The sequence below is a fragment of the Primorskyibacter flagellatus genome (assembly GCF_048268605.1).
Taxonomy (GTDB): domain Bacteria; phylum Pseudomonadota; class Alphaproteobacteria; order Rhodobacterales; family Rhodobacteraceae; genus Primorskyibacter; species Primorskyibacter flagellatus.
Window position 1 is genome coordinate 56,122 of record NZ_JBLWVF010000013.1, and the last position, 12,915, is coordinate 69,036.

At 62.3% G+C, this 12,915-nt stretch carries 15 protein-coding genes; 13 read left to right on the forward strand and 2 right to left on the reverse strand.

Annotation, left to right across the window (positions count from 1 at the left end; translation table 11 throughout):
• Positions 1-36: 36 nt before the first annotated feature.
• Complete coding sequence (hemC, locus tag ACN0WV_RS14010; protein WP_417606597.1) at positions 37-996, reverse strand: hydroxymethylbilane synthase; 960 nt, start codon at positions 994-996, stop codon at positions 37-39.
• A gap of 100 nt (positions 997-1,096) precedes the next feature.
• Here hemC and hemE point away from each other — a divergent pair, with 100 nt between their 5' ends.
• The 4 genes from hemE (at position 1,097) to ACN0WV_RS14030 (ending at position 4,956) form a co-directional block, all read left to right on the forward strand.
• Positions 1,097-2,131, forward strand: a complete 1,035-nt coding sequence (gene hemE, locus ACN0WV_RS14015; RefSeq protein ID WP_417606599.1) for a uroporphyrinogen decarboxylase — start codon at positions 1,097-1,099, stop codon at positions 2,129-2,131.
• Positions 2,132-2,319: 188 nt separating this feature from the next.
• Complete coding sequence (locus ACN0WV_RS14020) at positions 2,320-3,249, forward strand: ABC transporter ATP-binding protein (protein WP_417606600.1); 930 nt, start codon at positions 2,320-2,322, stop codon at positions 3,247-3,249.
• Positions 3,246-4,007 (forward strand): ABC transporter permease, encoded by a 762-nt coding sequence (locus ACN0WV_RS14025; RefSeq protein ID WP_417606601.1) that lies wholly within the window; start codon positions 3,246-3,248, stop codon positions 4,005-4,007. Before ACN0WV_RS14020 ends, ACN0WV_RS14025 begins: the two co-directional genes overlap by 4 nt.
• Positions 4,008-4,077: 70 nt before the next feature.
• Positions 4,078-4,956, forward strand: coding sequence for a 50S ribosomal protein L11 methyltransferase (locus tag ACN0WV_RS14030; protein WP_417606603.1), 879 nt, complete (start codon positions 4,078-4,080; stop codon positions 4,954-4,956).
• 126 nt (positions 4,957-5,082) lie between these two features.
• On the opposite strand, the gene ACN0WV_RS14035 is transcribed toward ACN0WV_RS14030, so the two are convergent.
• On the reverse strand, positions 5,083-5,292 hold the full coding sequence (locus ACN0WV_RS14035) for a DUF1127 domain-containing protein (protein ID WP_084352989.1): 210 nt from the start codon (positions 5,290-5,292) through the stop codon (positions 5,083-5,085).
• A gap of 345 nt (positions 5,293-5,637) precedes the next feature.
• On the opposite strand from ACN0WV_RS14035, the gene ruvC reads away from it, so the two are divergent.
• The 9 genes from ruvC to tolB all read left to right on the forward strand — a co-directional run bounded on the left by ruvC (position 5,638) and on the right by tolB (position 12,882).
• Positions 5,638-6,126: a crossover junction endodeoxyribonuclease RuvC gene (gene ruvC / locus ACN0WV_RS14040; protein ID WP_179141467.1), complete on the forward strand. Its 489-nt coding sequence runs from the start codon at positions 5,638-5,640 to the stop codon at positions 6,124-6,126.
• Positions 6,123-6,797 carry a Holliday junction branch migration protein RuvA gene (gene ruvA / locus ACN0WV_RS14045; RefSeq protein ID WP_084352991.1) on the forward strand — a complete coding sequence of 225 codons (675 nt, stop codon included), beginning with the start codon at positions 6,123-6,125 and terminating at the stop codon, positions 6,795-6,797. Before ruvC ends, ruvA begins: the two co-directional genes overlap by 4 nt.
• A gap of 9 nt (positions 6,798-6,806) precedes the next feature.
• Positions 6,807-7,832 (forward strand): Holliday junction branch migration DNA helicase RuvB, encoded by a 1,026-nt coding sequence (ruvB, locus tag ACN0WV_RS14050; RefSeq protein WP_417606606.1) that lies wholly within the window; start codon positions 6,807-6,809, stop codon positions 7,830-7,832.
• A 166-nt stretch (positions 7,833-7,998) separates the two neighbouring features.
• Complete coding sequence (locus ACN0WV_RS14055) at positions 7,999-8,625, forward strand: hypothetical protein (RefSeq protein ID WP_417606655.1); 627 nt, start codon at positions 7,999-8,001, stop codon at positions 8,623-8,625.
• An 89-nt stretch (positions 8,626-8,714) separates the two neighbouring features.
• Positions 8,715-9,104: a tol-pal system-associated acyl-CoA thioesterase gene (gene ybgC / locus ACN0WV_RS14060; protein ID WP_417606608.1), complete on the forward strand. Its 390-nt coding sequence runs from the start codon at positions 8,715-8,717 to the stop codon at positions 9,102-9,104.
• Positions 9,105-9,230: 126 nt separating this feature from the next.
• On the forward strand, positions 9,231-9,926 hold the full coding sequence (gene tolQ, locus ACN0WV_RS14065) for a protein TolQ (RefSeq protein ID WP_084352995.1): 696 nt from the start codon (positions 9,231-9,233) through the stop codon (positions 9,924-9,926).
• 3 nt (positions 9,927-9,929) lie between these two features.
• Entirely contained in the window at positions 9,930-10,409 is a 480-nt protein-coding gene (gene tolR, locus ACN0WV_RS14070; RefSeq protein ID WP_084352996.1) for a protein TolR, read from the forward strand.
• 8 nt (positions 10,410-10,417) lie between these two features.
• Positions 10,418-11,563 (forward strand): cell envelope biogenesis protein TolA, encoded by a 1,146-nt coding sequence (locus tag ACN0WV_RS14075; protein WP_417606611.1) that lies wholly within the window; start codon positions 10,418-10,420, stop codon positions 11,561-11,563.
• On the forward strand, positions 11,563-12,882 hold the full coding sequence (gene tolB, locus ACN0WV_RS14080) for a Tol-Pal system beta propeller repeat protein TolB (RefSeq protein ID WP_417606657.1): 1,320 nt from the start codon (positions 11,563-11,565) through the stop codon (positions 12,880-12,882). The genes ACN0WV_RS14075 and tolB overlap by 1 nt, the downstream gene beginning before the upstream one ends.
• The last annotated feature ends 33 nt before the right edge of the window (positions 12,883-12,915 follow it).

Below are 12,915 nucleotides of genomic sequence, written 5' to 3' on the forward strand. Positions count from 1 at the left end.
GACCGAGATCATTTGGTCCAGAGGGCGTGAACGCCTTCAGTCGCGCCAGTCAAAGAAGCCCGGTCCGCCCTGCGCCAGAAGCTTGCGCGCCATTTCATGACCCAACGCGGCCCCGTCCTCGACCGGTGCGCTGGCATCGTCGGACACGGCATCCGAGCCGTCTGGGCGCAGGATTTCCCCGCGCAGCCGCAAGGTGCCGCCGTCCAGTTCCGCCAACCCGCCGATGGGGGTTTCGCAAGACCCGTCAAGCGTGGCCAGAAAGGCGCGCTCTGCCGCCAGTCGCTTGCCGGTCAGCGCATCGTGGATCGCCTCCAGCATATGGGCTGTGCGGGCATCATCGGCGCGGCGTTCGATCCCGATGGCACCCTGGGCAATGGCGGGCAGCATGTCCTCGGGGGAAATCGCGGTGCGGGGCACGTCCGCCATCGCCAGCCGGTTCAGCCCGGCCATGGCAAGGAACGTGGCGTCCGCGACGCCGTCGGACAGTTTGCGCAGCCGGGTCTGCACGTTGCCGCGAAACTCGACGACAGTCAGATCCGGGCGTCGGTGCAGCAGTTGCGCGCGGCGACGCAGCGACGACGTGCCCACGGTTGATGCATGTGGCAGTTCGAATATGCCGGTGAAGGCATTCGAGACAAAGGCGTCGCGCACATCTTCGCGCGGCAGGTAGCAGTCCAGCACCAGCCCGGCGGGTTGCAGCACCGGCATGTCCTTCATCGAATGCACGGCAATGTCGATGCCGCCGGACAGAAGCTGCTCTTCGATTTCCTTGGTGAACAGGCCCTTGCCGCCGATTTCCTTCAGCGGACGGTCAGCGGCGATCAGCGCACGGTCATCGCCGGTGGTCTTGATCGGAACAATCTCAAAGGCCGCAGGGTCGAGCGCAAAGGCGGCGGCCAGTCTGTCTCGGGTCTCGTGCGCCTGGGCGAGCGCCAGGGGCGAAGCACGGGTGCCGATCTTCAGCGGGGTATCGGGGGAGGGTAATATATACGTCATGCGCCCAGCTTTAGTCGCGTCATCCTGCCCCGGCAAGCCGCGATGGCTTGACATATCGCCGCCCGCAAGGGACCACGGGTCGATTGACGAGAAGGACGACATGGCGATGAGCAAGACCATTCTGCGCGCACTGGCCGGAGAGGCACAGCCTGTCCCGCCGATCTGGATGATGCGGCAGGCGGGGCGCTACCTGCCCGAATACCGCGCAACACGGGCAAAGGCCGGGGACTTCCTGTCGCTGTGCTACAATCCGGAACTGGCCGCAGAGGTGACGATGCAGCCGATCCGGCGCTATGGCTTTGACGGGGCGATCCTGTTTGCCGATATTTTGCTGGTCCCACAGGCGCTGGGCGCGGATCTGTGGTTTGTCACCGGCGAAGGGCCGCGTTTGTCTACCGTGACCGCGCAGGCGGATTTCGACCGGCTGGGGCAGGGCGAGATGATCCACGAAACCCTGTCGCCGATCTATGAGACGATCCGCATCCTGAAGGGGGAATTGCCGCCCGAGACCACGCTGATCGGCTTTGCCGGGGCACCCTGGACCGTGGCGACCTATATGATCGCCGGTAAGGGCACGCCGGATCAGGGGCCTGCCCATGCGCTCAAGGCCGAGAACCGCGCGCTGTTCGATGCGCTGATGGACAGGCTGACAGAAGCGACCATCGACTACCTGTCCTGCCAGATCGAGGCCGGTGCAGAAGTCGTCAAACTTTTCGACAGTTGGGCGGGGTCGCTGAAAGGCGCGGATTTCGACGATTTTTGCCTGAAACCGGCACAGCGCATCATCTCGGCGCTGAAGGCCAAACACCCCGATACGCCGATCATCGCCTTTCCGCGAGAGGCCGGGGACCGCTATGTCGGGTTTGCCAAAGCAACGGGTGCTGATTGTGTGGCCATCGACAACTCTGTCAGCCCGGACTGGGCCGCCAGCCATGTGCAGGTGGATGGATGTGTGCAGGGCAACCTGGCGTCGAAACACATGGTCACCGGCGGACAGGATCTGGTGGACGAGACGCGGCGCGTGGTGGATGCGCTTCGCGGTGGTCCACATATTTTCAACCTCGGTCACGGGATTACGCCGGACGCAGATCCCGACAACGTGCAGTTGATGATTGATACCGTGCGCAACGGCTAGGCCGGACGAACGGCAAGGCTGGCATGTGCTTCTGGATTCGTGGCGATGTTGCTGCGCCCTGCCGAGGGGGGGGCCGGAGGCAGCCCGGATTCGCGTCGAGGGCGATTTCGCACAGACTGACCTGCGCTGACGCAGGTTGCATTCTGAACAGACAGGTTTAGTTTTCGCGTCGCATACAGGAGACGCATATGACGGCTATGGTAAAGATTTCGGACCTTCGTAAAATCTACGATGGCGGGTTCGAGGCGTTGAAAGGTGTTTCGCTGGAGATCCGCGAAGGCGAGATTCTGGCGCTGCTTGGACCCAACGGGGCAGGCAAGACCACGTTGATTTCCGCCGTTTGCGGCATCGCGGTCCCGACCTCGGGCACGATAAGCGTTGGCGGGCATGACACGATCACCGATTATCGCGCGGCGCGGCAACTGATCGGGCTTGTGCCGCAGGAAATCAATCTGGAGCCGTTTCAGAAGGTCATGGATGCGGTGCGGTTTTCGCGCGGGTTGTTCGGATGCAAGCGCGACGACGCGCTGCTGGAACGGATCCTGCGCCAACTGTCGCTGTGGGACAAGCGAAACGCCAAGGTGAATGAGCTTTCGGGCGGGATGAAGCGGCGCGTTTTGATCGCCAAGGCCTTGTCCCACGAACCGCGCGTGTTGTTTCTGGACGAGCCCACCGCCGGCGTCGATGTCGAGCTTCGGCGCGATATGTGGGACACCGTCGCGCAGCTGAAAGCCGACGGCGTGACGATCATCCTGACCACGCATTATATCGAAGAGGCAGAGGCCATTGCCGATCGGGTGGGCGTGATTGCCAAGGGCGAATTGTTGCTGGTCGAGGAAAAGGCCGCTCTTATGGCGCGGATGGGCCGCAAGGAGTTGATCGTCGACCTGCAAGAACCCGTGGCGGAGATACCGGAGGCGCTTGCGGCCTACGATCTGTGTTTGATCGAGGACGGGCGGGCGCTGGTCTATACCTATGACACTACCGCCGACCGCACGGGCATCACGAACCTGCTGGCAGAGATCGCCGCGGCGGGCCTGACGTTGCGCGACATCCGCACCCATCAGTCCAGTCTGGAGGATATTTTTGTTGGCTTGGTGAAGGAGGATGCAGCATGAACCTGCAAGCGGTCCGTTCGATCTATTACTTTGAAATGGCGCGCTTCTTTCGCACTTTTCTGCAAAGCTTCATCTCTCCGGTCATCTCCACCTCGCTGTATTTCGTGGTCTTTGGCACCGCTATCGGCAGCCGCATCGATCAGGTCGAGGGCGTCAGCTATGGCGCGTTCATCGTGCCGGGGCTGATCATGCTGACGGTGATGACGCAGGGCATCTCGAACGCCAGTTTCGGGATCTATTTTCCGAAATTCATCGGCACGATCTATGAACAGCTTTCCGCGCCGGTGAACTTTCTGGAAATCGTGCTGGGCTATGCCGGCGCTGCGGCCACCAAGGCGCTGTTTATTGGTCTGGTGATCCTTGGCACATCGGCCTTCTTTGTGGATCTGAGCATTCAGCATCCGCTGGCCATGGCGGGCTTTCTTATCCTGACCTGCATCAGTTTCGCGCTTTTCGGGTTCATCATCGGGATCTGGGCGAAGAATTTCGAACAGTTGCAACTGATTCCGCTGCTGGTCGTCACGCCTTTGGTGTTTTTGGGCGGGTCTTTCTACTCGATCTCCATGCTGCCGCCGATCTGGCAGACGATCACGCTGTTCAATCCGGTCGTCTACCTGATTTCCGGATTCCGTTGGGCTTTCTTCGGGACGGCGGATGTGCCGGTTGGATTGAGTTTGCTGGCCATTGCGGGGTTCTGTGCCCTGTGCATGGCGGTGGTGTGGATCATTTTCCGCACCGGGTGGCGCTTGCGAAGCTGACGGGCGCGGCTTGACGGCGGCCCCCTTCGCGCCTACCCGGATCGCACCACCATGCCCCGGAGACTCTGCAATGCCGACATTCACCGCTTTCACCACCCTGACCGGCAAAGCCCCGGCCGAGGCGCTTGGCGCCGCGATGGAGAACATGATCCCCGAGCCCACCGGCATCGGCGTGTTCGAGATGGAGGATGGATCCGGGCTGTGGGAAGTGGGTGGCTATTTCACCGAAGCGCCTGACGATGTTGCGCTGAGCCTGTTGACCGCAGCACATGGCGCGCGCGAATTCGTGGTCAGCGAATTGCCGGATGTCGATTGGGTCGCCAAGGTGCGCCGCGATCTTGCCCCGGTCGAGGCGGGACGTTTTTTCGTCTATGGCAGCCACGATGCCGACAAGGTTCCCGAAGGGTCCGAACCGCTGTTGATCGAGGCCGCAATGGCCTTTGGCACCGGCCATCACGGCACGACACTGGGCTGCCTGCGCGCACTGGACCGAATTGCCAACAATGGATTTGTCGGGCGCAATGTCGCCGATATCGGCTGCGGCACGGCGGTTCTGGCAATGGCGGCCGCGCGGATCTGGACCGATCCCGCGGTGGCGTCCGATATTGACGAGGTCGCAGTGGACGTGGCGAAGGCGAATGTCGCGGCAAACGGACTGGAAGGGCGCGTGGCTTGCCTGGAGGCAATGGGGTTCGACCATCCAGACCTTGCAGCCAAAGCGCCCTTCGATCTTGTCTTTGCCAACATCCTCAAGGCCCCGTTGATTGACCTTGCGCCGGATATGGCTGCACATCTGTGCCCCGGAGGCTGGGCTATCCTGTCAGGGTTGTTGAACGAACAGGCGCAAGAGGTGATCGAGGTCTATGCTGGCCACGGCATGACCTTGTCGCATCACGAACAGATCGGTGATTGGTCGACACTTAGCCTGACGAAGAACACCGCTGAATGACGAAGATCCTGCTTGCGCGGCGCTGAACTGCGCGGGACTGCGGCGTCTCAATCCCAAGTATTACAAAGTAAAACGGCCGCACCTAATGGTGCGGCCGTTGGCCTGCCGTGCAAAGCCGAAATTGGCTTAGCGTCCTCGCGCGACAGAGTTGATCTCGCCGCGTGTCAGGCCGATATCGGCCAGCTCGGTGTCGCTAAGGCTGGACAGAACCTTGCGGGTCTGACGCTCTTCGTTCCAGCCTTTGATGCCTGCATAGGCATTGGCAAGAACCTGACCAACGCGGTCGGCCAGAAGCACGGTGTGAAAGTGGGTGCGGGTGGTGTCGATTACGGGCATGTCACATACTCAAGCGGTTGGCGGGCGTCCTGCCCGAAGGTTTCATTCTGATGCCGAGTTAGGCGGGGGGGCGAATTTCGGCAAGGACCGAAAGCGCATAGGTCATATGCAGTTTTCGCAATGCTTTGAGATTAGGCGCATACCGAAAAAAATAAGTAAATTACGCCATTTATCCGCGTCGCGCTTGGCTGAAAAGAGGCGTTTTTGGGCCTCGACCAGCACCACCCTGTCGCTTTGGTCGCGTCGAAGTCGCTTTTGGACATAAAGCGAGTCGTTTTCATTCTGCTTGGCGTTTGTTCGCGTTTCGTGCTAGTGGGTCAAAAAAACAACAACGGGTGAGCAGTGATGCGTGTTCTGGGGATCGATCCGGGGTTGCGGACCCTCGGATGGGGCGTGATCGACGTCGATGGCAGTCGAATCAGCCATGTCGCGAACGGGCATTGCGTTTCCGAAGGCAAAGTCCTGTCACTGCGACTGCTGGCGCTGCATAGCCAGTTGACCGATGTGCTGATGCGGTATCAACCCGACCAGGCGGCGGTGGAGCAGACATTCGTCAACAAGGACGGGGCGGGCACGCTGAAGCTGGGGCAGGCGCGCGGTATTGCGATGCTGGTGCCCGCGCAATACGGTATCGACGTGGGCGAGTATTTTCCGAACACCATCAAGAAGACGGTTGTGGGGGTCGGACATGCCGACAAGTCTCAGGTACAGCATATGGTCAAGATGCAGCTTCCCGGTGTGACCTTTGCCGGTGCGGACGCGGCCGATGCGCTTGCGATCGCGATCTGTCACGCGCATCACGCTCGCGCCCCCGGCCTGAGGGTGCGCGCATGATCGGCAAGATTTCCGGACGTATCGACTATCTCGGGGATGACCATGTTCTGATCGACGTGCGCGGTGTGGGCTATGTCGTCTATTGCTCGGACCGGGTGCTGATGTCGCTGCCCGGCGTGGGCGAGGCCGTGGCGCTGTATACCGATCTGTTGGTGCGTCAGGATATTCTGCAACTCTTCGGCTTTCCGACCCTGATCGAGAAAGAGTGGCATCGCCTGTTGATGAGTGTTCAGGGGGTCGGCGCAAAGGCGTCGCTGGCGATCCTCGGGGCGTTGGGGCCGGATGGCGTCAGCCGGGCGATCTCGATGGGCGATTGGAATTCTGTGAAGGCGGCCAAGGGCATCGGCCCAAAGACTGCGCAGCGCGTGGTGAACGAGCTTAAGGACAAGGCACCGGCGGTCATGGCGATGGGGGGACGCGGCGGGGCCGCCAGCCCTGCCACGCTGGACGAGGTGATCGAAACGCCCGTTGCGGCACCGGCTGCGCGCGCCGCACCTGCGCCTGCACCGTCTGCCGCCGCACAGGCAGAGGCGCTCTCTGCCCTCTCGAACCTTGGCTACGCGCCGGGCGAGGCGGCGTCTGCCGTGGCCACCGCCGCTGCCGAGACGCCGGAGGCAGACACATCCGGCCTGATCCGCGCGGCGCTGAAGCTGCTCGCGCCAAAGGGGTAAGGGGCCGACATGACCGAACCAGACCCGACATTGCGACCCGAAGCGCTGCCCGAGGATCACGACCGCGCCTTGCGCCCGCAGATGCTGGGCGATTTTGTCGGCCAGGCAGAGGCGCGCGCCAACCTGCGGATCTTTATCCAATCCGCGCGGCAACGCGGCGAGGCCATGGATCACACGCTGTTTCACGGCCCCCCCGGTCTTGGCAAGACCACCTTGGCGCAGATCATGGCGCGCGAATTGGGCGTGGGGTTCCGCATGACCTCTGGCCCTGTGCTTGCCAAGGCGGGCGATCTGGCCGCGATCCTGACCAATCTTGAGGCGCGCGATGTCCTGTTCATCGACGAGATTCACCGCCTCAGCCCCGTGGTCGAAGAGGTGCTTTACCCGGCGCTTGAGGATTTCGAGCTTGATCTGGTGATCGGCGAAGGCCCCGCCGCGCGCACGGTCCGAATAGAGCTTCAACCCTTCACGCTGGTCGGGGCCACCACCCGGCTGGGCCTGCTGACCACGCCTTTGCGGGACCGGTTTGGCATCCCGACCCGGCTGGAATTCTACACGGTCGAGGAATTGCACATGATCGTCACCCGCAACGCCGAAAAGCTTGGGGTGCAGGCGGAATCCGATGGGGCGTTGGAAATCGCCCGCCGTGCGCGCGGCACGCCGCGTATCGCCGGTCGGTTGCTGCGCCGCGTGGTGGATTTCGCCGTGGTCGAAGGGGGCGGACACCTGACGCGCAAGCTTGCCGACAATGCGCTGACCCGTCTTGGCGTCGACGAGTTGGGCCTTGATGGCGCGGACCGTCGCTATCTGAGGCTCATTGCGGAAAACTACGGCGGCGGCCCGGTCGGGATCGAGACGATCAGTGCGGCCCTGTCCGAAAGCCGCGATGCGCTGGAAGAGGTGATCGAGCCGTTCCTGCTGCAACAAGGTCTGATCCAGCGAACGCCCCGTGGCCGGATGCTGGCGCAAAAGGGCTGGACGCATCTTGATCTGGCAGTTCCGCGCGCACCGGGGCAGGTCGATTTGTTCGACTGATCCCTACGGTTTGTCGGGTCCAGGCGCGACCACAAGCCCTGTCCCGCCCCGGCCCCCGAGCCGGGGCCTTGCGGTTTTTCGCGTCCGGGGCTGGAAATCCGCAGCGCGCGCATTTAGTCCAACACCGCACCGAACAGCGCGACCAGAGGATCCCATGACTGACCTGATGACCCCTGAAGAGATCGCCGCCCATTTCACCCGCGCCGATGGCCAGTACCATTTCGCGCGCTGGGGACGGCCTCTTGCGCCGGTCGCCTTCGGCATCGAGGAAGAGACCCTGCCCGTCCTCAAAGGCGCGATCGAGGCAGTGGCAAAGCTGGCGGGCCATGAAGTTGTCGAGACCGACCCGGAACTTGGCGCCAACCTGATGATCTTTTTCTTTCGCGATTGGCAGGAACTGTCCGGCGTGCCCAACCTTGACAGGCTGGTGCCGGATCTGGAGCCGCTTGTCGCACGGTTGACCAAGGCGGATGCCAGCCAGTACCGGGTGTTTCGTTTCGACGAGGCGGGCGCGATCCGGGCCTGTTTCATCTTCATCCGTATGTCGGGGGAGATGACAGAGCAACCCGCCGAGACTCTCGCCCTGGGACAGGCGGTGCAGGCGATCCTGCTTTGGTCGGAAGAGGCGTTTGCCAGTCGTTCGCCCCTGGGGCGTCTGGAGGATGGACAAGTGATCCTGCGGCCAGAGATCGCCGCGCTGATCCGCGCGGCATACGCCCCCGTTCTGCCCGCCGCATCGCAGGATGCCAGCCATGCGCTGCGTCTCTATGCCCGCCAGACGCCGCCAGAGTAACGCAGAGGCCCCCGGTCTTGTGCGCCTAACTGCCTGCCCCTAGGGTCGCAGAAGATGCTGAAAACGACGCTTGAAACAAGGGCCAGTGCATGAACCACCGTTTTCCCGTGCATGTCTATTACGAGGATACCGACCTCGCGGGCATCGTCTATTACGCCAATTACTTGAAGTTCATCGAGCGCGCCCGGACCGAATGGGTGCGCGGGCTGGGTATCGACCAATCCAGACTAAAAGAGGCCGAGGGGATCGTCTTTGCCGTGCGCCGGGTCGAGGCCGACTATCTGATGCCTGCCCGGTTCGACGATGCGTTGGAGGTGGAAACCACGGTCGAGCAGGTCACAGGCGCACGGATCGTGCTGAAGCAGGACGTGCTGCGCGATGGCGAACGACTATTTTCAGCCATCGTGACGCTGGTTGCCTTGCAGGAAAGCGGCCAGCCAGCCCGGCTTCCGGCAAATATCCGCCTGATTTTGCACTGAAGATCGGTGCTGTCGCGCTCGTGATGCGGCAGTTGTTGGTTTCCCCTGTGTTTTCCGCTAGAATCACTGACAATGAGAACGGTCCGGGCGATAACGCACCGGCGGCGGAACCGAGTGAGCAGGTAAATGGAAGCTGAAACCCTTGCCCTGGCGCAGGAGATTGATTTCTCCATGTGGGGGCTTTTTGCGCGGGCCACGATAACCGTGAAACTGGTGATGATCCTGCTGATCGTCGCCTCTTTCTGGTCATGGTCGATCATCATTCAGAAACTGATTTCTTACAGGCAGGCCCGGCGCGAGGCGGCGATCTTTGATCGCGCTTTCTGGTCGGGCGAGCCGCTGGACGAGTTGTTCGGGCAGATCGGTGTCGACCCTTCCGGACGGGCAGAGCGGGTGTTTGCGGCCGGTATGGTCGAATGGCAACGCAGCCACCGCGAGGATGGCGCGCTGATTGCAGGCGCTCAGGCGCGGATTGACCGCAGCATGGATGTGTCGATCCAGAAAGAGGCCGAAGAGTTGCAAGGCGGTCTGCCGGTGCTGGCCACGGTTGGCTCTACCGCGCCTTTCGTGGGACTGTTCGGCACGGTTTTCGGCATCATGAACGCCTTTATCGAGATTGCAGCGCAGCAGAACACCTCGCTCGTCGTCGTGGCCCCCGGTATTGCCGAGGCGCTGCTGGCCACCGCACTGGGTCTTCTGGCCGCCATTCCGGCGGTGATCTTCTACAACAAGCTGAGCGCCGACAGCGACCGTATTATTGCAGGCTACGAGGCATTCGCGGACGAATTCTCGACCATCCTTAGCCGTCAGTTGGATAGCTGAGCGATGGCGGCGGGGCTTCTCAATTCCTCGGGCGGCGGTGGCCGCAGGCGCAGGCGTGGCGGCGGACGCCGCGCGCGGCCGATGTCCGAGATCAACGTCACGCCGTTTGTGGACGTCATGCTGGTGCTGCTCATCATCTTCATGGTTGCCGCGCCGCTGCTGACGGTTGGCGTGCCGGTGGAGTTGCCAAAGACGGCTGCGGGTGCCTTGCCCAACGAGACCGAAGAGCCGCTGACCATCACCATCACAGCCGAGGGCGGCATCCTGATCCAGAACACCGAAACCCCGCGCGATCAACTGGTCGCCAAACTGCGCGCGATTGCCGCTGAACGCTCGGATGACCGGGTGTTCCTGCGCGCGGATGGCATCGTGTCGTATGAGACCGTGGCGCAGGTCATGGGCGCGCTCAATGCGGGCGGCTTTTCGTCGATCGGGTTAGTGACGGATATCGGTGGACCCGCTCTCGACCAGAGCGATGGCTGAGGCCAGACGTGCATACGGGGCAATATATTTCAGGAGCAGGTCATCTGGGCCTGATCGTCTGGCTTCTTCTGGGGCCGGTGTTTTCTGCCGATCCGCCAGAGATGCAGGTGACTGACGTCTCGGTGATCTCGTCAGAGGAATTCGCCGCGTTGACCGAGGCATCGAATGCGCCGCAAAGCGTGCCCGAACCGACGGTTCCGCAGCAGCCGGATATTCCCGAAGACACGGCCCCCGACGTTCCGGCAGATGCCCCGGCCCCCGAACAGGTCGCCGAGCCACAAGCGCCAGCGCCAGAGGAGCCCGCCGATGCTGTTCCGGATGTGCCCGAAACCGCGCCTCTGCCGTCGCCGGACGTTTCAGAACCCAGCCCGCAGCCAGAGCCGCCCGCACCAGATCCGGAGCCGGATTTTGACGTGCCGACGGCCGCGCTGCGTCCGCAACCTCGTCCGGCACCGCGCGTCGCCCCCGAACCCGTGGCCCCGCCGGAACCGGATGTGACCATCGCAGATCAGACCCAGACGGCACCGGACCCGGAGGCCACGACCGACACGCCCCCAGATGCCGAAGAAACCACCGCCGAAGCAGAGGCCGCGACAGAGATCGTGACCGAGGCCGAGGAACCGGCAGCGTTGGCACCGACACGGTCTGTGCGGCCAAGAACCCGGCCTGAACGCGTGGCTGCGACCGAGCCGGAGACACAAGCCGAGACGCAACCGCCCGCAACCACGCCCGACGCGCCTGCGCCACAGCCAAGCGTGTCCGAGGACGCAGTGCAGGCGGCATTGGCCGAAGCGCTTGGCGGCGCGGCAGATCCGGAACCGTCGGCACCATCCGGGCCGCCTCTGAACCGGAGCGAGCGCGAGGCATTTCGCGTGGCGGTTCAGGAGTGTTGGAACGTCAACGTCGGCAGCGAAGCAGCAAATGTCACTGTGACGCTTGCCATGTCGCTGGATCGCAGTGGGGCGGTCGTTGGCGCTATCCGCCTCGTCGGTTCGGAAGGCGGAAATGCATCAGCCACGCAGACCGCGTTTGAAACTGCACGCCGAGCCGTTCAGCGCTGTGAAAAAGGTGGCTACGACCTGCCGGCCGAGAAATATGAGCAATGGCGCGATATAGAGATGACGTTCAACCCCGAGAAAATGAGGCTGAGATGATGATGACACGCCTGCTGGCCCTGATTTCCGCCCTGTTCATGCTGTCGCTTCCGGCGCTGGCGCAGGATGGTCCGCTACGGATCGAGATCACCGAAGGCGTGGTTGAACCTTTGCCCTATGCCGTGCCCGATTTCGTCTCTGAAAGCGCGGGTGGGTCCGAAATGGCGGCACAGCTTGCACGGGTGGTGGCGGACGACCTGACCGGCACCGGTCTGTTCCGCGAGATCCCGCGCGACGCTTTCATCAGCCAGATCACCAGCTTTGCCAGCCCGGTGCAATTTGCCGATTGGAAAGCAATCAACGCACAGGCGCTGATCACTGGGGCCGTCACCGTCAATGGCGATCAGCTTGTGGTCAAGTTCCGGGTCTATGATGTCTTTGCCGGAACCGAGCTTGGATCAGGGCTGCAATTTGCCGGCACAACCGATGGCTGGCGTCGCATGGCGCATAAAGTGTCCGACGCGGTTTACAGCCGGATCACCGGCGAGGGCGGCTATTTCGACAGCCGTGTGGTTTTCGTATCCGAAACCGGCCCGAAGGACGACCGCCGCAAGCGTTTGGGGATCATGGATTACGACGGCGCGAATGTGCAGTACCTGACCGACAGTTCATCCATCGTTCTGGCTCCGCGCTTTTCGCCCACCGGCGACCGCGTGCTTTATACCAGCTATGAGACCGGCTTTCCCCGTATCCACATCATCAATGTGGGCAACGTGCAAAGCACCATCCTTGAAAACCGCGAGGGCGATATGAGTTTTGCGCCGCGCTTTGCGCCCAACGGTCAAACGGTGATCTATTCGCTGACCCAAGGGGCAAATACCGATATTTTCTCGATGGACGTGAATTCCCGGCAGACATCGCAGTTGACCTCCGCGCCGTCGATCGAAACCGCGCCCAGCTATTCGCCGGATGGCAACCGGATTGTTTTCGAAAGCGACCGGTCCGGAACGCAGCAGCTCTATATCATGCCCACCGGCGGCGGAGAGGCGCAACGGATCAGCTTTGGCCCCGGTCGTTACGGCACGCCCGTGTGGTCGCCGCGTGGTGATCTGATCGCCTTTACCAAACAGAATGCGGGACGTTTTCATATCGGCGTCATGCGCACCGATGGCAGCGAAGAGCGTTTGCTGACCGCGTCCTTCCTTGACGAGGGGCCGACATGGGCACCCAATGGAAGGGTCATCATGTTCACCCGCGAAACCCAGGGCGAAGCCGGCGAGGCGTCGCTGTATTCGGTCGATATTTCGGGCCGGAACCTCAAGAAAGTGCGCACACCCGGCGGCGCATCTGATCCAAGCTGGGGGCCACTTCAGCCATAAAGCGTGTGGGCGTTTCCAGACGCCCGAAAATAT

Coding starts and splice junctions, on each gene's coding strand:
- tolQ (WP_084352995.1), top strand. CDS start 9,231: ATGGAAGCTGAAACCCTTGCCCTGGCGCAGGAGATTGATTTCTCCATG.
- hemE (WP_417606599.1), top strand. CDS start 1,097: ATGGCGATGAGCAAGACCATTCTGCGCGCACTGGCCGGAGAGGCACAG.
- ruvC (WP_179141467.1), top strand. CDS start 5,638: ATGCGTGTTCTGGGGATCGATCCGGGGTTGCGGACCCTCGGATGGGGC.
- ACN0WV_RS14035 (WP_084352989.1), bottom strand. CDS start 5,292: ATGCCCGTAATCGACACCACCCGCACCCACTTTCACACCGTGCTTCTG.
- ACN0WV_RS14020 (WP_417606600.1), top strand. CDS start 2,320: ATGACGGCTATGGTAAAGATTTCGGACCTTCGTAAAATCTACGATGGC.
- tolR (WP_084352996.1), top strand. CDS start 9,930: ATGGCGGCGGGGCTTCTCAATTCCTCGGGCGGCGGTGGCCGCAGGCGC.
- ybgC (WP_417606608.1), top strand. CDS start 8,715: ATGAACCACCGTTTTCCCGTGCATGTCTATTACGAGGATACCGACCTC.
- ruvA (WP_084352991.1), top strand. CDS start 6,123: ATGATCGGCAAGATTTCCGGACGTATCGACTATCTCGGGGATGACCAT.
- ACN0WV_RS14055 (WP_417606655.1), top strand. CDS start 7,999: ATGACCCCTGAAGAGATCGCCGCCCATTTCACCCGCGCCGATGGCCAG.
- ACN0WV_RS14025 (WP_417606601.1), top strand. CDS start 3,246: ATGAACCTGCAAGCGGTCCGTTCGATCTATTACTTTGAAATGGCGCGC.
- hemC (WP_417606597.1), bottom strand. CDS start 996: ATGACGTATATATTACCCTCCCCCGATACCCCGCTGAAGATCGGCACC.
- tolB (WP_417606657.1), top strand. CDS start 11,563: ATGATGACACGCCTGCTGGCCCTGATTTCCGCCCTGTTCATGCTGTCG.
- ruvB (WP_417606606.1), top strand. CDS start 6,807: ATGACCGAACCAGACCCGACATTGCGACCCGAAGCGCTGCCCGAGGAT.
- ACN0WV_RS14030 (WP_417606603.1), top strand. CDS start 4,078: ATGCCGACATTCACCGCTTTCACCACCCTGACCGGCAAAGCCCCGGCC.